A 19399-nucleotide genomic window follows, 5' to 3' on the forward strand; every position below is an offset into this window, starting at 1 on the left:
GTGGTGGGAACCAGACTTATATTTCAATCACCTGCACAGTCAGACTCGGTAAAAATCCCGATACCAGTCCACAAAGTTGGCAATACCTTCTTCAACCGTGGTCGATGGCTTGTAGCCCACATCTGCGATCAGGTCATCAACATTGGCGTAGGTGGCTGGCACGTCGCCGGGCTGAAGGGGCAACAGCTTTTTCTCGGCTTTTTTCCCGATCCGCTGTTCAATAATTTCGATAAAGCGAGACAGCTCCACCGGATTGTTACTGCCAATGTTGTACAGGCGATAAGGTGCTTTGCTCGTGCCCGGATCAGGGGTTTCGCCACTCCAGCCCTGATTTGGCCCGGCTACGTGGTCCAGGGTGCGGATCACGCCCTCCACGATGTCATCAATGTAGGTGAAATCCCGGCGGTGGTGGCCGTGATTGAAGACATCGATGGGTTCACCGGCCAGAATCTTCCTGGTAAAGATGAACAGTGCCATATCCGGCCGGCCCCAGGGGCCGTAGACCGTGAAGAACCGAAGGCCGGTGGTCGGCAGGTTGTACAGATGGCTGTAGGTGTGTGCCATGAGCTCGTTGGCCTTCTTGGAGGCTGCGTAGAGACTCAGGGGGTGGTCCACATTGTCATGCACCGAGAAGGGCATGGTCTCGTTGGCACCGTATACGGAGCTGCTGGAGGCGTACACCAGGTGTTTCACACCGTTGTGACGGCAACCCTCGAGGATGTTCATGAAGCCAACCAGATTGGCGTCCACATAGGCGTTCGGATTCTCGATGGAGTAACGTACCCCGGCCTGCGCCGCCAGATGCACTACCCGTTCCGGCTTTTGCCTGGCGAAGAGCGCTTCCATGGTGGCCCGGTCAGACACATCCTCGCGGACTTCGGTAAAGCCCGCTTTGCTGGTCAGCCGTTCCAGGCGAGCTTCCTTCAGGTTCACATCGTAATAATCATTGACGTTATCAACGCCAATGACCTCATCACCCCTGTCCAGCAGCCGGTGAGCCAGGTGTGATCCAATAAAGCCCGCAGTACCGGTTACGAGAATCTTCAAGTGTCTCTCCTTTGAACGAAATGCCGGCCTTTGAACCAAACGGCGGTGTCAGAATGAAACGCCCGCACTCACAAACGGCCCGCCAATTTCCACATCCAGCCGGTCGTTGCCATCTTCGTAATCGATGGACATCTGGCGATAGCCGGCCCGGAACCGCAGAACTGCCATTTCATACTGGCCGTAGGCGTTGAAATCAAGGAGCGAATCGCCGTTATAGCTGATGAAGTTGCCTTCCGCGCCCACCGATACGCCGGTGAACGGCAGATCGAAGCGGGCAGCGAGATAGCCCATGGGGATAACGGCATCAACTTTGGTTTCGCTGGGATTAAAGTTGCCGTCAACGTCCCGAACGACAAGCTCACCGGAAAGATCCCTCGCGGTGAGGCCAAGATCCAGGTTGACCCAGTTATCCAGCACTTCGTAATACAGGGTCAGATCCAGCTGTTCCAGATCCAGGTCGGACTGAACCTCACCAGTAACGCCATCGAAGCCAGCGAGGCCTACATCGCCTCGACCACTCTGTTTAACCTGTGTGTAGTTTAACCGGATATTCGGCAATACCGGAACCGGATGCTCCAGGTACAGCGAGGCGTTGGCAGTGGAATCGCCGTCCAGGTTCAGGTCGTTTTCGACATCGACCACGTCGTTGTTCGTCGCAGCCTTACCAGACAGATCCGAATCCCAGTAACTTACACTGGCCCCCAGACCAACCACGTCCGCCTGGGACAGAGGGGCCACCAGGACCAGCGAACCGCCCACAGCAAGCATCAGTTTACGCATGACACATCCTTAAAATTGATTTCGGTTTCAATCAGTCGAACTGGATTCCCAGACGGTGTCCGACTTCCTCATAAGTTTCTATAACGTCACCTAGGCCCTGGCGGAAGCGATCCTTGTCCATTTTCTTGCGGGTTTCCCTGTCCCAGATGCGGCAGCCGTCAGGGCTGAACTCATCACCCAGAACAATTTGCCCGTTGCTGCGTCCAAACTCGAGCTTGTAGTCAACCAGTAACATGCCGCCCTGCTCGAACAGAGACTTCAGAACATCGTTAACCCTTTGGGTAAGTTCTTTCATCCGGGCCAGCTCATCGGCGGTTGCCCAGCCAAAGCTGACCGCCAGAGACTCGTTGACCATCGGGTCGTGGAGCGCATCGTTCTTGAGAAACAGCTCGTAGGTGGGCGGATTCAGCTCCCGGCCCTCTTCCACACCCAGGCGCCGGCAAAGACTTCCGGCGGAAATGTTGCGAACCACACACTCAACCGGAATCATGTCCAGTTTTTTTACCAGGGATTCGGTGGAAGACAGCAACCCTTCGAAATGGGTAGGCACACCCGCTGCTTCCAGTTTTTCCATGATGAACGCATTGAACCTGTTGTTCACCATGCCCTTTCGGTTCAGCTGTTCCTTTTTCTCGCCGTCAAAGGCGGAAGTGTCGTCACGGAATACCAGCACAAAGCGTTCGGGATCGTCCGTCCGATAGACGGATTTTGCCTTGCCGGCATAGAGTTCTTCGCGTTTTTCCATCAGAGGTTCTCCGGAAAGCGGCCGCATCAGGCGGCCGTTTTCTGAATCAGTATAGGTAATCGAACAGTTGCGTGAGCAAATCCGACGCTGACCGGCTACCAGTGTAATCCGGCAGGCGCTCGGCGGAGATGACAATTGCATCATCACGCTGGCTCAGGTTCACCGTGTGGCTATGACGGGGTGCTTCCTTATCACGGAACCAGCTGAACCAGCCCGGACTGCGCTCGTCTTCGGTACGGAAATCAACCTGGAACCACCCTTCGCTGCGATTCAGGTCTACAATGGGGATACCGGAATCCGTAAGCGCGCGGCTGACTTCCGCCCAGGAGCGACCGTAGTCCAGCTCGACGCGGATAGCAACGGCCTCATCATTCTCCGAGATCAGGCGGACAACAGGATCCCTCACCATTCCTGCTGCGGCACGGGAAAAGGATTTGCTCTCTTCCCGGGCCCTGAGAAATTCACCCATGTCCGCCAGCAGGCGTTTCTGCAAGGCCAGAACCTGCTCCGGGGGGGCGGATACGCCGGTCCAGGGAATCAGCTCGTCCGGCTGATCGGCAACTTCCAGCTTGCGCACCTGAACTTCCGTGGTTTTGCGCCGAACGCCGGGTGTTATGCGGACCTGAAGGACCACTTTCTGCTCACCGGCCGAGGGATCGTCAGACAATTCCACCAACTCACGGGCACGCTTGCTGAAGTTGGCCAGTTCACTCTGCAGAATCCCCAGTTGCGGACTGTCGAAGCCAACGCCAAGACCGCGTTCTGCCAGATAGGTGTTCACCGCCGGCCAGATCCTTCCGGGCACATCGTTCACCAGCAGCCAGGCCCTGCCATCAAGCTCTTCGATAACATAATTCTCATCGAGGATATCGGAGGTCATATCCGGTGGCCGGGGAATGGCGGATGGATACATTTTGCTGGCGTCGGCCGATCTGACGTCACGGATTGGCATGGTCTGGCTGAAGCGGGAACCATCGGCCGTTTCCGGGAGTTCCAACGGTTGCCCTTCCTTCGCGTTTACATAACGCTCGGATCGGTCTTTAACCATACTGCATCCGGAAACTGTTGCTACAAGCAACAGTCCGGACAATACAACAACGGGTTTAAGCATGAAGGTATTACCGGTTCCTTGTAGAACCTGCATCAGGTTACTCCAGGTCGTGGACGATTTCAGCAAACTCAGAGTACACCTGAGGCCTTGAGAGCATCTTCCACTTCGCTGTGGAACTTTTCACTGAGCGGTGTCAGCGGCAGGCGAATGCCTTCCCCGATCATTTCCATTCGATGCAGTGCCCATTTTACGGGAATCGGGTTGGCCTCCAGGAACAGCTTCCGGTTGAGCGGCATCAGCAACTCGTTGAGCCGCTCTGTTTCCTCACGATTGCCGGTAATCGCCGCCTCGCACAGCTGCGACATACCCTTCGGAGCAACGTTAGCGGTAACGGAGACGTTGCCTTTGGCGCCGGCAAGCATCAGTTCCGCTGCTGTGGCGTCGTCGCCGGAGTAGACCGCAAGACGCCCGTCCAGAGCTTCGATCAGTTCGGCACCGCGAGGGATGTTACCGGTGGCATCTTTGATGCCGACAATATTCGGGATATCCGCCAGCCGCAGTACGGTCTCATTCAGCATGTCACAGGCGGTCCGGCCCGGCACGTTGTAGAGCATCTGGCTCATGCCCGGGACGGCTTCGGCAATCGCCTTGAAGTGCCGGTACAGGCCTTCCTGGGTCGGCTTGTTGTAGTATGGCACCACCAGCAGGCAGGCATCAGCACCCAGCTTATGGGCTTCGGTGGTCAGCTCAATGGCTTCACGGGTGCTGTTACCACCGGTACCCGCGATAACCGGAATCCGGCCGTTCACACGTTTGATGATGTGGCCGATAACCCGGCAATGCTCTTCCGGGTCAAGCGTTGCGGACTCACCGGTGGTACCGACAGCTACAATACCGTGCGTGCCGTTTTCAATATGAAAGTCTACCAGCTTGTCCAGATCCTCCCAGTGAATTTCACCGTCTGGATGCATGGGCGTGACCAGTGCGACAAGGCTACCCGTAATCATAAAAGCTCCGTCCGAATAAAACCGATATGGTAATGTTGGGCACGAACTGACACAAGGGAATTAAAGGAGATGTCATGCCATCCGTCGAGTTAAACAAACCTGTTCCGGATTTTGAAGCAGCGGCCACGGGCGACCAGACCATTCGCCTGGACGATCTCAAAGGGCGGAATGTCGTTATTTATTTTTATCCGAAGGACAACACGCCCGGCTGTACCACTGAAGGCCAGGACTTCCGGGACCGGATGAAACAGTTTGAGGAACTGGACACCGAGATCCTGGGGGTGTCGCGGGATGGGCTGAAAGCACACGAGAATTTCAGGGCAAAACACGAGTTTCCTTTCCACCTGATTTCCGACAAGGACGAAGCATTGTGCAAGCTCTTTGATGTCATCAAACTCAAAAAGCTGTATGGCAAGGAATACATGGGGATCGACCGCAGCACCTTCCTGATCGATCAGGAGGGTGTGCTGAGAGCCCAATGGCGTGGCGTCAAGGTAAAGGGCCACGCGGATGAAGTGCTGGAGGCTGTGAAGGGGCTTTGAACGCCATTCAGACCTTTTCGCTATCCGACGGAGGAAGGGAGTCTTTCACCGGCCAGGCGGAAAACACAGCCTTGAGCATGGTGGCGAGCGGAATGGCAAAGAAGACACCCCACAGGCCCCAGATGCCCCCGAAAAAGAGCACCGCCACGATGATGGCGACCGGATGCAGGTTGTTCACTTCCGAGAACAGCACCGGAACCAGCACATTGCCGTCCAGGGCCTGGATAATACCGTAAATGGCCATCAGCCAGATAAACTGGCTGCCCCAGCCGAAGGCAAACAGCGCGATTACCGCCACGGGAATTGTCACCACCGCGGCCCCGATGTAGGGAATCACCACGCTCAAGCCAACCAGCAGAGACAGCAGCGCGGCATAGGGCATGCCGAGCAGCTTGAAGGCAATGTAGGTTGCCCCGCCGACTATGAGAATTTCCAGCGCCTTGCCGCGAACATAATTGGCGCACTGCAGGTTTACCTCATGCCAGATCGTCAGCATCATCGGGCGCTGAGGCGGAAGCAGTTTGGCAATGGAGCCAAGCAGGACCTCCCGGTCTTTCAGGAAGAAAAACACCAGGATGGGCACCAGTACCATGTAGATCAGCAGCGCCACCAGATCCGGAATACTGGACAGTGAAAAGGACACCAGCCATTGAGTGAACTGACCCACTTCGGTGCTGACCTGCTGGTAAACCGTACCGACAGCCTCTGATGAAATAAGGTGTGGGTACTGCTCCGGCAACAGCTCAAGGTAGGACTGCAGCTCGCGGATAATCCGTGGTGCCTCCCCGGCCAGGGCGCTGAGCTGAGCCCAGATCAGCGGCAGCAAGCCGAACAGAAAGCCCACAAGCACGCCAAGGAACACCAGGAACACACCGAGGATGGAGACCGTCTCGGGAATGCCGAGCCTGTTGAGCTTGGTGACCAGCCCCTGCAGAATAAAGGCGATGATGAGCGAAGCGATGGCCGGGGCCAGCATGGCACCAAACCAGATAACAAAGACCGTTCCTGTTACCAGAATCAGGAACAGGATAACTGCTTCTTCATCCGAGAAATATTTATGCGCGAGACCGCGTAATGTCCTGATCATTGACAACTCCGAAATATTAGCCGCCGCACTTTATCACAAACCGGTATTGCCCGGCGGTTTCAGAGCTGCTCATCAGTGTATGCGGGGAAAGCTTCAAAAACGCCGGGATGTCCCGGGCAGAACCGGCGTCGGTAGCGATAACTTCCAGCTCCTCGCCGGGCGCCATGGTGTTCAGTTCCAGTTTGGTTTTCAGCAGCGGCATCGGGCAATGCAGCCCGGAGGCATCGAGGGATCGGTCAACCATACAAACGAGGCACCATCACAGTCACTATAAGCGGATTTAACAAGCAGGCATTATGCCGACAGTGATAATGTATTGCATCACAATCCTCTTCAAGGAGGGGATCAGAACTTTTTATCGTAACCCGCTGTCAAACCGGCGATTCAGACCAAAGGCAACCGGCACTACATGATTCTAAACCAATCCCGCTATCAGGCATTCCTGACGTTCGGAAGCGCCGCGCTGCTTACCCTCACACTGCTGATCATCTCCCGGCCAGTCCACGCCCAGGAAAGCAGACTCCCCAGTATTGGTGGCAACGGTGGCGGTCTGATCGCGGGCCAGCAGGAATCGGATATCGGCCAGCAGGTGATGATCTCCATTCGTCGCTCGACACCACGCATCGCGGATCCTCTGGTTTACGACTACCTGGGTGCCATTACATACCGGCTGGTACCTTCCGCCCCGCTTCAGAACCGCGATCTTACGCTGGCGCTGATCGACAGCCCGGCCATTAATGCCTTTGCCGTGCCAGGCGGTATCGTCGGGGTGAACGGAGGCCTTTTCCTCAACGCCGCAACCGAGCAGCAGTTTGCATCGGTACTGGCCCATGAACTTGCGCACCTCAGCCAGCGGCATTTCGCCCGCCGCATGCAACAGCAGGAAACCAGTGCGCCCCTGACCATTGCGGGGATGATTGCAGGAATCGTACTGTCAGCAGTCACCCAGTCCGATATCGGGATTGCCGCTATTGCCGGAACCCAGGCCCTGGCGGTCCAGAACATGCTTGCCTACAGTCGGGCCAACGAGCAGGAAGCGGACCGGGTTGGCCTCGACATCCTGGCCACCGCCGGGATGGATCCTCGCGGCATGCCGGAGATGTTTGAAATCATGATGCGTCAGAACCGGATGCAGGGAAACCGGCCGCCCGAGTACCTGTCCACGCACCCCCTGACCCAGAGCCGGGTCGCAGACACCCGAAACCGTGCCGAACAGTACCCCGATAAAGATATCCGGGACGGGCAGGAATACCATCTGATGCGCAGTCGCCTGCAGGTTCGTTACGCCCCCTCTCCGGATGTGGCCGTCGCAACCTTCGAAGCCTACCTGAAACGGCCGGATGCGCAGCGAAACGACGCCATCCGGTATGGCCTCGCGGTCGCGTACACGGAAGACAGGCAGTATGAAAAAGCCACTGACATCCTGAACGATCTGCTGGCAGGGAATCCCGGGAGGATCACCTTCCAGGTGTCACTGGCGGAAGTGCGGCTTGCCCAGAACCGGCCAGACGACGCCAGGGCGATCCTCATGGGGGCGTTGGCAAGAAATCCGGGCAACTATCCGATTACCTACACCCTGGCCAAAACGGAAATTGCCGACGGCAATGGCACCGCCGCTGCGGAATACCTCAGGCAACTGACCCGCAAGCTGCCGAGCCAGGAGCAGCTCTGGCTGAAGCTCGCCGAGGCCGAGGGTATGGCACGGAACATCGTGGGCGTGCACCGGGCCCGCGCGGAATACGACGTTCTCATGGGAGATCTGGAAGCCGCACAGCGACAATTGAGGCAGGCACAGGAGAAACTTCCCGCAGGCGCGCCCCAGAGGCAGGTCGTGACCGAACGGCTGGCAGAAATTACCAGCCACCTGAACGCCCACTTCAACAACTGATCAGGCGTTGCCTGCGGCTTTCAGGTTCGTATTTGCGGTAAAATCGAGCATACGCTGCAGCGGCCTTAGCGCCCGCTCCCGCAGGGCCGGGTCCACATGAACTTCCTGATCACCCTGCTCCAGTACGTGCAACAGGTTTTCCAGACCGTTCATCGCCATCCACGGACAATGGGCGCAGCTGCGACAGGTAGCGCCATTACCGGCCGTTGGTGCTTCAATCAGCGTCTTGTTCGGTGCCAGTTGCTGCATCTTGTAAAAGATGCCATTGTCAGTGGCAACAATGAACTTCTCATTTGGCAGCGTCTGGACCGCATGTATCAACTGGGACGTTGAACCCACCACGTCGGCCATTTCCACGACCGCATCCGGAGACTCCGGGTGCACCAGCACGGCGGCATCAGGGTAGAGCGCCTTGAGATCTTCCAGGCCACGGTATTTGAATTCCTCATGGACAATACAGGAACCATCCCAGAGCAACATGTCGGCACCGGTCGTCTTCTGAACGTAATGTCCCAGGTGTTTGTCCGGCGCCCAGAGAATTTTCTCGCCGCGGGCGTCAAGATCTTCGACAATGGCCTGGGCACAGCTTGAGGTAACTACCCAGTCTGCCCTCGCCTTGACTGCAGCAGATGTGTTGGCATAAACCACTACGGTACGATCCGGATGCTGGTCACAGAACTCCGAGAACTCGTCTTCCGGACAACCGACGTCCAGGGAGCAGGTCGCCTCAAGCGTAGGCATCAGCACCCGCTTCTCCGGATTCAGGATCTTGGCGGTCTCCCCCATGAAGCGAACACCGGCCACCACCACCGTCGACGCCGGATGCTGATTACCAAACCGGGCCATTTCCAGGGAATCGGCGACACAGCCGCCGGTCTCTTCGGCAAGGCGTTGAATGTCCGGATCCGTGTAGTAATGCGCCACAAGCACCGCATCCTCAGTTTTCAGGGCGGACTTGATACGGGCTTCCAGGTCAGCCTTTTCGCTGGCGCTGAGCGGCTTCGGCTCGGCGGCATGGGCCAGATGTTCCTGGACAAGGATACGGTCTTCAGCGTGTGTCATTACGGCATCTCTGTGTTGCATTTTCAGGGGGGAGTATTACCTAGGTAAGATCGTATACGCAAAAAAAAAGAGCCCTAAGGCTCTTTTTTCACAAAAACCCGGAGGCTTCTGTTATTTGGTGGGTCGTGAAGGATTCGAACCTTCGACCAATTGGTTAAAAGCCAACTGCTCTACCAACTGAGCTAACGACCCATGACTGTTGATCAAAGCCTGTGGCCTCAATCCATACCGAACGATTCAGCCCATCCGGTATTTCGTAATTGGTGGGTCGTGAAGGATTCGAACCTTCGACCAATTGGTTAAAAGCCAACTGCTCTACCAACTGAGCTAACGACCCAAACGAGGCGCATATAGTAATGATTTTTGGCCGCTGATCAACCCCTTTTTTTCAGGTTTCTCAACATTTTTCCCGTACGGAGAGCTCAGATGTTTCCTGACGCCAGATACTTCCTTGCCAGGTCTGCAGCACTACTGGCGGGGTAATCCTCAATCACCATTTTCATACGGCGCTGCGCTTCAGCCTTTTCACCCAGGCGATCATGAGTCACGCCGAGCTTGTAAAGCGCATCCGGCGCTTTCCGGTGATCGGCAAAACGGGTGGCAACAATGGTGAATGCCTGCTTCGCCTGTTCCAGCTGCGGCTTGACCAGATAAACCTCACCCAGCCAGTAATAGGCGTTTACGGTAAGGTCGCCTTCCGGATACTTATCGATAAACTCGTAAATCCGGCTGATGGCCTCATCATATTTCTTCTGGTTGCGGATAAGATCCTGAATCTGTTCGTAGGCCTTGCGCTCTTCGGCACCGGGCTGGCGATACTCCCTGACTGCCGGGGCCGAACCGGAAGTGGCCGGATTCGGGCCTGCTGAGGGCTCAGGAGCCGGTTGCGAAGCCAACTTCTCAGACAGGTCCAGGATACGCTGATCCAGGTCAATATACCGGTCGCGCCCCTGTTCCTGCAGGCGGTTAATCAGATGCCTTTGCTCCTCCACTTCACCCTGGAGGCGCCTGACTTCGCCCTGAAGCTGCTGGATCATGTAGAACAGCTCAGCCGTGGCCTGGCTGTTGTTGGCGCTACGCTGAGCGTTCTGAGCTGATTGCGCCAGGGCTGCCCCCGCCTGCCCGAAGGCAAGCGGGAGCAACACTGTCGCCATGAGTGTTTGTCTCATGGTCCTTCCTGTGTGATTACTCAAATACGAGTTCCACACGACGGTTCTGGGCCCACGCACTTTCACTGGAACCCATCACTGCCGGCTTCTCTTCGCCATAGCTTACGGTTTCAATCTGTCCCCGTGAAGCACCATTCACAATCAGGAAGCGCTGAACTGCGTTGGCACGGCGCTCACCGAGGGCCAGGTTGTACTCCTTGGTGCCGCGCTCGTCAGCGTGGCCTTCCAGACGAACATTCCGGCCCGGATTGTTGGCCAGGTAGCGGGCATGGGCCACCAGGACGTCACGGGCTTCGGGCTTGATTTCCGCAGTATCGAAATCAAAATAAAACACGGTAATATCACGCAGCGCTGCCTGCTCGGCCTGCTCACGGGCGGCCATACGCTCTTTTTCTGTCATTGCAGAGGAGGAAACGCCACGCTGATCATCACCGCCGTACACGGTAGAACCGCCTTCCTGATCCACAGCCCCGACGTCTGAGCCGTACTCGCCGTCTTCCGCGGTTCCGCCGGTCGAACTACAGCCTGCAACCAGGCCTACGGAGAGTAAAAGTGCAAATGCCTTGGATTGAGCTGAAAACTTCATAATCTTTTCCTTTCAGTTGATTGACGTTATTTCTTGAACAATTACCGAAGCCGGTCGGGCTATGGCAATCAGCGAACCAGAGGCCCCCAGGCCGGGTCCCGAACCTCCCCCTCAGAGCCCGGAAGACTGTATGCAGCCCCGCCATCCGACGATATGACGGTAAGCACGCTGGTGCCATTCTGGTCGGTTGCATAGATCAGCATCCTGCCATTAGGGGCAACACTTGGAGATTCGTCAGACTCTGTCCGGGTGAGGATGGTTTCCTCCCCGGTCTCAAGGTCTGTACGGGCAATGTGAAACGCGCTGTCACGCTGATGTACGTAATAGACAAATTCTCCGTTGCTATCGGCCCGCGGGCGGGCGTTGTAACGACTACCAAAGGTAATGCGCCGGAGTTCGGCACCGGGTGTTTCCATATGATAGATCTGGGGGCCCCCCGAACGGTCGGAGGTAAAGAAAATTCCTTTGCCACTGGCGTCCCAGTTCGCTTCGGTATCGATCGCCCAATGGTTGGTCAGCTTGGTCAGCTGACGGGTCTCCAGATTCATGCGGTAAATCTCCGCATTACCGTCCCTGGAAAGCGTCATCAGCAGCGACCTGCCATCATCAGACCAGGCGGGCGCCGAGTTAAGGCCCGGAAAATCCGCAACCTTGGTACGCTTGCCAGAGGCAAGTTCATGCACGAATATCACCGGCTTTCCGGTTTCAAAGGAGACATAAGCCAGCTTTTTACCATCCGGCGACCAGGCCGGCGAGAGGATTGGCTCCTGACTTTCCAGCCGGATGCGGGCCCGCTTGCCATCCACATCGCTTACCTGCAAACGGTAGCGCGGCTTGCCACCGGCGGCATCCAGAGTCACAAAGGCAAGCTGGGTCGAGAATACCCCGGGCACGCCGGTAATCGCTTCGTAGACCTTGTCGCTGATGTGGTGGGCCAGGGAGCGCATGTTGGAGGCGGGCGCCGCCGCCGTTTCTCCGAGAATCCGCTCCTCGCGGTTTACGTCGAAGAGCTCGTAGCGGGCCTGAACCCGGTCGCCACTGCGGCTGAGCCCGCCAACAAGCACGTAACGCTGGCCTAGCAAACGCCAGTCCCGGAAATACACTTCTTCCCGCCTGGATGGCAGACTCAGCATCTTTTCCGGTGACAGGGCGCGAAATTCGCCTGTCATGGTGAGGTCCGCCTGAACAATACTGCTGACCTTGTCTCCGGCGGGCATCTGACCGGACTCGGCGAATGGAACCACAGCGACAGGTATGGCGGAATCTGCACCCTCGGTTATCCGGATTAGCAGTTCTGCCCGCACGCCTGAAACAGCTACGAATACCAGAGCGATTGCTGCCAGAATTGTCTTTGACGGGTTGTACCAAATCCCCTGTGTCATGGTGTTATCCGTATCCTTATCTCAACCTGCGTGGGTTGAACTCAATCGTAAACTGCCGGAAATACCGTTCAAACGTATCACGCTCGTTGGGTATTGGGTAACGACTCAGGGAGCGTACAGCGCCCAGAGCTGAATTGTCGAAAGCGGTATTGCCACTGCTGCTGACCAGTTTCACACTGGCAAGTTCACCCGTGGGCAGCAGCGTGATCTGCAACCGCGCTGTCATCTCCTCCGTGGCCGACGACGGCGGATACCAGGCCTGACTGAGCCTTTCCCGTATCAGAGCCTGATACTTTTCACTCTCGGACAGCATTTGCGCTTCTCTGGCCTTTGCTGCTGCCGCCTCTTGCTGGCGGCGAGCCTCCGCCTCGCGAGCTCGCCGGGCTTCATCTGCCTGAGCTTCCAACTGCTGCTCCCGGAGCTTCCGTTCCGCCTCAAGGCGCTTACGTTCAGCCTCCTGGCGCGCCAACTCTTCCTGGCGCTTGCGCTCCGCGTCTTCACGCTTGCGCTGTTCTTCCTGCCGGCGCTTCTGTTCCTCAGCCTTCTTTCTGGCCTCTTCCTGCCGCCGCTTTTCTTCCTCAGCTTTCTGGCGTTCGCGCTCTTTCGCCTCAGCCTCGGCTTTTTGACGGGCGGCTTCCTCTTCACGGGCTTTCCGGGCCTCCCGTTCCCTCGCCTCGGCTTCCTGTTGCTCACGCTCCTTCTGTTGCTGGTGTTGCTGGAGCCGCTTCTCCTCTTCGCGCTGCTTCTGCTCGGCAACCCGCCGTGCCTTTTCTTCCTGGCGTCGCTTCTCGGCCTCTGCCTGCTTGCGCTGTTCCTCGGCCCTGCGTTCTTCGTCACGTTTTTGCTGATCTACCGGATCCACGACCGGGCTTGGCTCTGGTTCCTGCTGCGTGATCAGGCGTGCCGAGATACTTCTGGGCGGCGGTTCGTGTTCCGGCGAGCTCCAGGACCAGCCTGTCAGTGCAATACCGACGATCAGCACATGAAGCGTTACCGAAAGCACCACTGGCGACTTCCAGGGCGGCACTCCGGTTGTGGTTACTTCGCGCTGGTTATCTCTCACAACACTCCTGCCCGCACCGGTGTCACTTGTCGTCCCGGGGTGATTCAGTGATCAGGCCAATACTGCTGGCACCGGCACCCTGCAATTCCGCCATCAGACGGACAACCGTGCCATATTCAACGTATTCATCGCCACGGACCAGAATTTCACTGGAGGAGCGCTGAGACAGAATTTTGGCGATCTGCTCCCGGACTTCGGCCAGCGACATCGGATCGCTGCCCTTATCGCCCACTTCCACGTAGTAGGCACCGTTAGCGTCCACTGAAACGATTACCGACTCGACGTCTTTATCCGCCTGAATCGGATCAGCGGTGGTCTGTGGCAGGTCCACCTTGACGCCCTGAGTCAGCATCGGCGCGGTAACCATAAAAATAATCAGCAGCACCAGCATCACGTCAATGTACGGAACCACATTGATTTCCGACATTGGCTTTCGCCGTTGTTCCGGCATCATTCCCATGCCTTTCATAAACTTTCGCTCCTGCCCCGACTCCTACCCTCAAAAGGTGTAGCCATCACGCGGCGCTCTTTTCAGTCTGGTGAACGCGGCGATGAAGAATACTGGAGAACTCATCAGCAAAGGTTTCATAATTCTTCAGCAACGCATCGGACATGGCGGAGAAGCGGTTGTAGGCGATAACCGCCGGAATTGCCGCAAACAGACCCATAGCGGTTGCAATCAGGGCTTCGGAAATACCCGGGGCAACGGTTGCCAGAGTCGCCTGCTGCACCTGGGCCAGGCCGCGAAATGAATTCATGATGCCCCACACGGTCCCGAACAGACCCACATAGGGGCTTGTCGAGCCGACCGTTGCCAGAAACGGAAGATGGGCCTCCAGGCGCTCCTGCTCGCGGGAGAAGGCAACACGCATTGCCCGCTGAGTGCCTTCCATCACGGCATCGGCATCGCGGCTTTGCTGGCGCAGCCGGGAAAATTCCTTGAAGCCGGCTCGAAACAGCGATTCCATACCGGAAAACGGTGTCGGTTCAGCATTCACTTCCCGGTACAACTGGCCGAGATCCATACCAGACCAGAAACGCTCCTCAAATGCCAGCTGCGCCCGCTTGGCTTGTCGGAACACCTGAAGGCGCTGAAAAATAAGCGCCCAGGACATAATTGATGCCAGGGCCAGCAAAAGCATGACCAACTGCACCAATACACCTGCGTTTGCAATCAGGTACCAGACTGAAAGTTCTGAATCCACCTCTTACTCCTGACTCATTCTGTTAGTTGTTTCAGGAGGCTGGACATTTCTGGCCAGCAGTTCCTGCATATTGTCCGGCAGGCGACGGGGCCGGCCGGTGTCCAGAGAGACACAGGCAACCCGCACTTCACCGTCACAGAGCAGTTTCCTGTCTGCCGCGCGACTGACTCTCTGCCTGAAGTCCATCCACACCCGGCCGAAAGCCACTGGCTCAGCAGTTACCAGCAGTTCGTCGTCGAGCTTCGCCGCTACAGAGTAGTGGATGGACAGCCTCTGCACGACATAGCTGATATTTTCGGCAAGACCCGCTCTCAAACCGACGCCACAACTGCGCACCCACTCGGTCCGGGCCCGCTCCATGTAATGAAGATATTTGGCATGGAATACGATGCCTCCCGCGTCCGTGTCTTCGATATAGACCCGGACCGGCAATTCAAAACTCGCTTCTACCGACTGTTCAACCAAAAAGATCGCCCTCCCTGCCCGATTTCGGAGGGACAACCCCGAAATGCTGGTAGGCGTTGGAGGTGACCATGCGGCCCCTCGGCGTACGCAGCATGTAGCCCTGCTGGATCAGGAAGGGTTCGAGCACATCCTCGATTGTGCCCCGCTCCTCACTGATGGCGGCGGCAAGGCTCTCCACGCCCACAGGGCCACCATCAAACTTTTCAATCATCGCCAGCAACAGCCGGCGGTCCATATGGTCGAAGCCCTGACTGTCCACTTTCAGCATGTTCAGGGCCTGATCGGCGATGTCAGAGGTGATACGACCATCGAAGCGGACTTCGGCAAAATCACGGACCCGGCGCAACAGACGGTTGGCGATCCGCGGGGTGCCCCGTGACCGGCGTGCAATCTCGAACGCACCGGCTTCATCGATAGAAACAGAAGACAGGCGGGCGGATCGGATAATAATACTGGTGAGATCTTCAGTGTTGTAGAACTCCAGGCGCTGAACAATGCCGAAGCGGTCCCGCAATGGCGATGTCAGCAAACCGGCACGGGTGGTGGCCCCTACCAGGGTAAACGGCGGCAGATCCAGCTTGATTGAACGGGCGGCCGGGCCTTCACCGATCATGATGTCCAACTGGTAATCTTCCATGGCCGGATACAGCACTTCTTCCACAGCAGCGCTGAGGCGGTGGATCTCGTCAATAAAGAGAACGTCGCCTTCTTCAAGGTTGGTCAGCATCGCCGCCAGATCCCCGGCCTTCTCCAGAACCGGGCCCGAGGTTGTCTTGATGGACACACCCATCTCGTTGGCAATGATATTGGCGAGGGTGGTTTTACCAAGACCGGGTGGGCCGAAGATCAGCACATGGTCCAGAGCTTCCTGGCGCCCACGGGCAGCTGAAATAAAAATATCCATCTGCTCACGGACCGTCGGCTGGCCAACGTATTCGGCCAGTAAGGCCGGGCGAATCGCCCTGTCATGCACTTCTTCGTATTCACCGGCCCGGGCCGAAATCAACCGGTCGGATTCGATCATGGCATCACCCATAGTGTGGGAATCAACATCGTGCCTCACCTTCGCCCGCGGTTCCAGGCTGCCCCAATTGTACAAAGGGCTTTGAGGGTGTCACGTTACGCTCTCTACAGGTTCGCGACAGGTGTCGGTGATCAGGCCGGTATCATGTTGCGAAGGGCCAGCCGGATCAGGGTCTCGCTGGTCATGCCCTCCTCTGCCACCTTGCTGATGGCCTTGGCCGCTTCCTGGGGCTTGTACCCCAGCGCAATCAGCGCGGCTTCCGCCTCCTCTGTCGCCCCCGGCCCGGCAGACGCCGCATGTCCGGCCACCTGCCCCAATCCTGTCGTATCAGGCGACGTTGGCACGAATTGCCCTTCAAGTTGCCCTATCCGGTCGGTCATTTCAACAAGAAGCCGCTCAGCCGTCTTCTTGCCAACCCCAGGCAGCTTGACCAGCGAGGCGGAGTCCCGGTTTTCCACGCAGCGGATAAACTGCCGGGCATCAAGGCCGGAAAGAATGCCCACCGCCAGTTTTGGCCCCACACCATTAACCTTGATCAACAGGCGAAACAGGTTCCGGTCCAGCCGAGAGGCAAAGCCGTAGAGACTCTGGGCATCTTCCCGGACGGCAAAATGGGTGTGAAGGGTAACTTCATCGCCCGTTTCGGGCAGATGAAAGAAGGTGGTGTAGGGAATGTCGATTTCGTAGCCAAGACCGGCGCACTCTATCAGCGCCTGGCCCGGAGCCTTTTCAACCAGAATACCTCGGATACGACCAATCAAGGGGTATCTCCTGTGGCTCTTGTGAGCAGTTTACTGTTGTCGCACGCGACCGCTTCGAACCTTTCCGGCACCACTGGCCAACCGCAGGATACTCTGACTCATGTGGGCATGACACATCGCAATTGCCAGCGCATCGGCCGCGTCCGCCTGAGGTTTGCGTGAGAGTGAAAGCAGCACCTGGACCATGTGCTGGACCTGGGACTTGTCTGCCCCACCCTTGCCGACAACGGCCTGTTTGACCTGTCGGGCGGAATACTCGTGAACCGCGAGGCCGCTGTTGGCGGCACTGACGATAGCTGCCCCCCTGGCCTGGCCCAGTTTCAGGGCCGAATCGGGATTGCGCGCCATGAACACCTGCTCGATGGCAAATTCTTCCGGACGATACTCGCCGATCAGCGTGGCCAGACTTTGGAAAATGGTCTGCAGGCGCTCTGCCATGGGTTTCTCACCCACGCGGATGCAGCCACTGTCGATGTATTCGATGTGCCGACCTTCCACACGGATGACGCCGTAACCGGTAATCCTCGATCCGGGATCAACGCCCAGAATTATCGCCACATCAATGCCTCTGTCTGGTCACAGCGACTCTGACGGTCGCCCGGGCGCAGAGCGTAAGGCCTCGCGCCCGTTGCTCACAACTTAGTCTTTACCCTCGCCTGCTTCGGCCTTGTTGCCTTCCACCGGCTTTGCCGGCTTACGCAAACGGATGTGCAGTTCGCGCAGCTGTTTCTCGTCCACTTCGCCCGGCGCCTGAGTCATCAGACAGGTAGCGGTCTGGGTTTTCGGGAAAGCGATCACGTCACGAATGGACGTAGCGCCGGTCATCAGCATCACCAAACGGTCCAGGCCAAAGGCCAGACCACCATGGGGCGGGCAACCGAACTTCAGGGCGTCGAGCAGGAAGCCGAACTTGGCCCGCGCTTCTTCCTCGCCGATACCCAGGATGCGGAACACCGCTTCCTGCATTTTCTCGTCATGGATACGGATCGACCCACCACCCAGCTCGGTACCGTTCAGGACCATGTCGTAGGCACGGGACAACGCGTTGGCCGGATCTGCCGCCAGCTCTTCCGGGCTGCAGGAAGGCGCAGTGAACGGGTGGTGAATAGCGGTCAGACCACCGTCCGGGGTTTCCTCGAACATCGGGAAATCCACAACCCACAGCGGTGCCCACTCGCAGGTCAGCATGTCCAGATCGTGACCAACCTTGATACGCAGCGCGCCAAGGGCTTCGTTCACAACGTTGGTTTTGTCGGCGCCGAAGAAAACGATGTCTCCATCTTCAGCACCCACCCGCTCCATAATCGCAAGGGCAACATCATCACCCAGGAACTTGATGATCGGAGACTGCAAACCCTCTACGCCCCTGGACAGGTCGTTGACCTTGATGTAAGCCAGACCCTTGGCACCGTAGATACCGACGAATTTGGTGTAATCGTCAATCTGCTTGCGGGTCAGCTCGCCACCTTTGGGTACACGCAGGGCGGCAACACGGCCTTTCGGGTCTTTGGCCGGGCCGGCGAACACCTTGAAGTCCACACCCTCGACCAGATCATTCACGTCCAGCAGCTCCAGCGGAATACGAAGGTCCGGCTTGTCGCTGCCGTAGCGCTGCAGGGCCTCGGCATACGGCATTTGCGGGAAGGACGGAAGATCGACATCCAGCACATCCTTGAACAGGGAGCGGATCATGTCCTCGTTCAGGCCCATCAGGATCTCTTCATCAATGAAGGAGGCCTCGATATCCACCTGGGTGAATTCCGGCTGACGGTCCGCCCGCAGGTCTTCGTCCCGGAAGCACTTGGCAATCTGGTAGTAACGGTCAACGCCAGACACCATGAGCAGCTGTTTGAACAGCTGGGGAGACTGAGGCAGCGCAAAGAACGAACCCTCGTGGGTACGGCTGGGTACCAGGTAATCACGGGCGCCTTCGGGTGTGGCTCGGGTCAGGATGGGGGTTTCCACATCCATGAAGCCGTTACTGTCCAGGTAGTTACGAATATAGCTGGTTACCCGGGAGCGGAAACGCAGACGGTTGATCATCTCCGGACGGCGCAGGTCCACATAACGGTAACGCAGGCGAACGTCCTCACCAACATCCACATGCTCGTCCAGCGGGAACGGCGGCGTTGCGGCGGCATTCAGGATACTCAACTCCTTGCCCAGCAGCTCAACCTGCCCGGTGGGCATGTTGTTGTTCTCGGTCCCGGCGGGACGACGACGCACGCGACCGGTAACCTTGATCACAAACTCGCTACGGACTTTCTCCGCCAGGGCAAAGCTTTCAGGGGTATCAGGGTCGACAACCACCTGAGACATACCATCCCGATCCCGCAGATCCAGGAAGATAACCCCACCGTGGTCACGGCGGCGGTGGACCCATCCGCAAAGTGTGACTTCCTGATCAATGTGGGATTCGTTGATCCCACCGCAATAATGACTGCGCATACCGGTTCCCGTTACGTTTAATGTGTTCAAATTTGGTGCTTTAATGCCGCACCGGGTGTGGTGGGCTTTTCCGAAACACGCTGTGAA

The 19399-nt window shown here is 57.4% G+C and carries 21 protein-coding genes and 2 tRNA genes; 2 read left to right on the forward strand and 21 right to left on the reverse strand.

Features of this window, described 5'->3' with window-relative positions; genetic code table 11:
- Window positions 1–39: 39 nt before the first annotated feature.
- The 5 genes from AC13C0_RS18150 to dapA all read right to left on the reverse strand — a co-directional run bounded on the left by AC13C0_RS18150 (window position 40) and on the right by dapA (window position 4630).
- A complete protein-coding gene (locus AC13C0_RS18150; protein WP_117617352.1) occupies window positions 40–1047 on the reverse strand; it encodes an NAD-dependent epimerase in 1008 nt (335 codons plus the stop codon).
- Window positions 1048–1095: 48 nt separating this feature from the next.
- Window positions 1096–1827, reverse strand: coding sequence for a TIGR04219 family outer membrane beta-barrel protein (locus AC13C0_RS18155; RefSeq protein WP_482954855.1), 732 nt, complete (start codon window positions 1825–1827; stop codon window positions 1096–1098).
- A gap of 31 nt (window positions 1828–1858) precedes the next feature.
- Window positions 1859–2572, reverse strand: coding sequence for a phosphoribosylaminoimidazolesuccinocarboxamide synthase (gene purC / locus AC13C0_RS18160; protein ID WP_117617354.1), 714 nt, complete (start codon window positions 2570–2572; stop codon window positions 1859–1861).
- A 46-nt stretch (window positions 2573–2618) separates the two neighbouring features.
- Entirely contained in the window at window positions 2619–3620 is a 1002-nt protein-coding gene (gene bamC / locus AC13C0_RS18165; RefSeq protein WP_227539431.1) for an outer membrane protein assembly factor BamC, read from the reverse strand.
- 131 nt (window positions 3621–3751) lie between these two features.
- Complete coding sequence (dapA, locus tag AC13C0_RS18170; RefSeq protein ID WP_482954856.1) at window positions 3752–4630, reverse strand: 4-hydroxy-tetrahydrodipicolinate synthase; 879 nt, start codon at window positions 4628–4630, stop codon at window positions 3752–3754.
- A 74-nt stretch (window positions 4631–4704) separates the two neighbouring features.
- Here dapA and AC13C0_RS18175 point away from each other — a divergent pair, with 74 nt between their 5' ends.
- Window positions 4705–5172, forward strand: a complete 468-nt coding sequence (locus AC13C0_RS18175) for a peroxiredoxin (RefSeq protein WP_482954857.1) — start codon at window positions 4705–4707, stop codon at window positions 5170–5172.
- A gap of 7 nt (window positions 5173–5179) precedes the next feature.
- Here AC13C0_RS18175 and AC13C0_RS18180 read toward each other — a convergent pair whose 3' ends face one another.
- Both AC13C0_RS18180 and AC13C0_RS18185 read right to left on the reverse strand, forming a co-directional pair.
- Window positions 5180–6259, reverse strand: a complete 1080-nt coding sequence (locus tag AC13C0_RS18180) for an AI-2E family transporter (protein WP_117617358.1) — start codon at window positions 6257–6259, stop codon at window positions 5180–5182.
- Window positions 6260–6275: 16 nt separating this feature from the next.
- Window positions 6276–6503, reverse strand: a complete 228-nt coding sequence (locus AC13C0_RS18185) for a sulfurtransferase TusA family protein (RefSeq protein ID WP_117617359.1) — start codon at window positions 6501–6503, stop codon at window positions 6276–6278.
- A gap of 165 nt (window positions 6504–6668) precedes the next feature.
- On the opposite strand from AC13C0_RS18185, the gene AC13C0_RS18190 reads away from it, so the two are divergent.
- Window positions 6669–8147 carry a M48 family metalloprotease gene (locus AC13C0_RS18190; RefSeq protein WP_482954858.1) on the forward strand — a complete coding sequence of 493 codons (1479 nt, stop codon included), beginning with the start codon at window positions 6669–6671 and terminating at the stop codon, window positions 8145–8147.
- On the opposite strand, the gene nadA is transcribed toward AC13C0_RS18190, so the two are convergent.
- From nadA to aspS, 14 genes are all read right to left on the reverse strand, one after another.
- Window positions 8148–9209, reverse strand: a complete 1062-nt coding sequence (nadA, locus tag AC13C0_RS18195; RefSeq protein WP_117617361.1) for a quinolinate synthase NadA — start codon at window positions 9207–9209, stop codon at window positions 8148–8150.
- A gap of 116 nt (window positions 9210–9325) precedes the next feature.
- Window positions 9326–9401, reverse strand: a tRNA-Lys gene (locus AC13C0_RS18200).
- A gap of 69 nt (window positions 9402–9470) precedes the next feature.
- A tRNA-Lys gene (locus tag AC13C0_RS18205) sits at window positions 9471–9546 on the reverse strand.
- An 85-nt stretch (window positions 9547–9631) separates the two neighbouring features.
- Window positions 9632–10378 carry a tol-pal system protein YbgF gene (ybgF, locus tag AC13C0_RS18210; RefSeq protein WP_117617362.1) on the reverse strand — a complete coding sequence of 249 codons (747 nt, stop codon included), beginning with the start codon at window positions 10376–10378 and terminating at the stop codon, window positions 9632–9634.
- A 16-nt stretch (window positions 10379–10394) separates the two neighbouring features.
- Window positions 10395–10964 carry a peptidoglycan-associated lipoprotein Pal gene (gene pal, locus AC13C0_RS18215; RefSeq protein WP_117617363.1) on the reverse strand — a complete coding sequence of 190 codons (570 nt, stop codon included), beginning with the start codon at window positions 10962–10964 and terminating at the stop codon, window positions 10395–10397.
- 68 nt (window positions 10965–11032) lie between these two features.
- Window positions 11033–12346, reverse strand: coding sequence for a Tol-Pal system beta propeller repeat protein TolB (gene tolB / locus AC13C0_RS18220; protein WP_482954859.1), 1314 nt, complete (start codon window positions 12344–12346; stop codon window positions 11033–11035).
- A 16-nt stretch (window positions 12347–12362) separates the two neighbouring features.
- Complete coding sequence (gene tolA, locus AC13C0_RS18225; RefSeq protein ID WP_341582764.1) at window positions 12363–13352, reverse strand: cell envelope integrity protein TolA; 990 nt, start codon at window positions 13350–13352, stop codon at window positions 12363–12365.
- Window positions 13353–13431: 79 nt separating this feature from the next.
- Window positions 13432–13878: a protein TolR gene (tolR, locus tag AC13C0_RS18230; RefSeq protein ID WP_117617366.1), complete on the reverse strand. Its 447-nt coding sequence runs from the start codon at window positions 13876–13878 to the stop codon at window positions 13432–13434.
- 46 nt (window positions 13879–13924) lie between these two features.
- Window positions 13925–14614, reverse strand: a complete 690-nt coding sequence (gene tolQ / locus AC13C0_RS18235; RefSeq protein ID WP_117617367.1) for a protein TolQ — start codon at window positions 14612–14614, stop codon at window positions 13925–13927.
- A gap of 3 nt (window positions 14615–14617) precedes the next feature.
- On the reverse strand, window positions 14618–15079 hold the full coding sequence (locus AC13C0_RS18240) for a YbgC/FadM family acyl-CoA thioesterase (RefSeq protein ID WP_117617368.1): 462 nt from the start codon (window positions 15077–15079) through the stop codon (window positions 14618–14620).
- Complete coding sequence (gene ruvB / locus AC13C0_RS18245; RefSeq protein WP_117620262.1) at window positions 15072–16103, reverse strand: Holliday junction branch migration DNA helicase RuvB; 1032 nt, start codon at window positions 16101–16103, stop codon at window positions 15072–15074. The genes AC13C0_RS18240 and ruvB overlap by 8 nt, the downstream gene beginning before the upstream one ends.
- A gap of 131 nt (window positions 16104–16234) precedes the next feature.
- On the reverse strand, window positions 16235–16864 hold the full coding sequence (gene ruvA, locus AC13C0_RS18250; protein ID WP_117617369.1) for a Holliday junction branch migration protein RuvA: 630 nt from the start codon (window positions 16862–16864) through the stop codon (window positions 16235–16237).
- A 30-nt stretch (window positions 16865–16894) separates the two neighbouring features.
- On the reverse strand, window positions 16895–17422 hold the full coding sequence (gene ruvC, locus AC13C0_RS18255; RefSeq protein ID WP_117617370.1) for a crossover junction endodeoxyribonuclease RuvC: 528 nt from the start codon (window positions 17420–17422) through the stop codon (window positions 16895–16897).
- Between the two features lie 81 nt (window positions 17423–17503).
- Entirely contained in the window at window positions 17504–19312 is a 1809-nt protein-coding gene (gene aspS / locus AC13C0_RS18260) for an aspartate--tRNA ligase (RefSeq protein ID WP_117617371.1), read from the reverse strand.
- Window positions 19313–19399: the final 87 nt, after the last annotated feature.

Source organism: Marinobacter sp. B-21, assembly GCF_056857895.1.

What these genes read in the sequence shown, in the direction of transcription:
- AC13C0_RS18155 (WP_482954855.1), bottom strand. Translation starts at nt 1,827, where the DNA reads ATGCGTAAACTGATGCTTGCTGTGGGCGGTTCGCTGGTCCTGGTGGCC.
- purC (WP_117617354.1), bottom strand. Translation starts at nt 2,572, where the DNA reads ATGGAAAAACGCGAAGAACTCTATGCCGGCAAGGCAAAATCCGTCTAT.
- bamC (WP_227539431.1), bottom strand. Translation starts at nt 3,620, where the DNA reads ATGGTTAAAGACCGATCCGAGCGTTATGTAAACGCGAAGGAAGGGCAA.
- dapA (WP_482954856.1), bottom strand. Translation starts at nt 4,630, where the DNA reads ATGATTACGGGTAGCCTTGTCGCACTGGTCACGCCCATGCATCCAGAC.
- AC13C0_RS18175 (WP_482954857.1), top strand. Translation starts at nt 4,705, where the DNA reads ATGCCATCCGTCGAGTTAAACAAACCTGTTCCGGATTTTGAAGCAGCG.
- AC13C0_RS18180 (WP_117617358.1), bottom strand. Translation starts at nt 6,259, where the DNA reads ATGATCAGGACATTACGCGGTCTCGCGCATAAATATTTCTCGGATGAA.
- AC13C0_RS18185 (WP_117617359.1), bottom strand. Translation starts at nt 6,503, where the DNA reads ATGGTTGACCGATCCCTCGATGCCTCCGGGCTGCATTGCCCGATGCCG.
- AC13C0_RS18190 (WP_482954858.1), top strand. Translation starts at nt 6,669, where the DNA reads ATGATTCTAAACCAATCCCGCTATCAGGCATTCCTGACGTTCGGAAGC.
- nadA (WP_117617361.1), bottom strand. Translation starts at nt 9,209, where the DNA reads ATGACACACGCTGAAGACCGTATCCTTGTCCAGGAACATCTGGCCCAT.
- ybgF (WP_117617362.1), bottom strand. Translation starts at nt 10,378, where the DNA reads ATGAGACAAACACTCATGGCGACAGTGTTGCTCCCGCTTGCCTTCGGG.
- pal (WP_117617363.1), bottom strand. Translation starts at nt 10,964, where the DNA reads ATGAAGTTTTCAGCTCAATCCAAGGCATTTGCACTTTTACTCTCCGTA.
- tolB (WP_482954859.1), bottom strand. Translation starts at nt 12,346, where the DNA reads ATGACACAGGGGATTTGGTACAACCCGTCAAAGACAATTCTGGCAGCA.
- tolR (WP_117617366.1), bottom strand. Translation starts at nt 13,878, where the DNA reads ATGAAAGGCATGGGAATGATGCCGGAACAACGGCGAAAGCCAATGTCG.
- ruvB (WP_117620262.1), bottom strand. Translation starts at nt 16,103, where the DNA reads ATGATCGAATCCGACCGGTTGATTTCGGCCCGGGCCGGTGAATACGAA.
- aspS (WP_117617371.1), bottom strand. Translation starts at nt 19,312, where the DNA reads ATGCGCAGTCATTATTGCGGTGGGATCAACGAATCCCACATTGATCAG.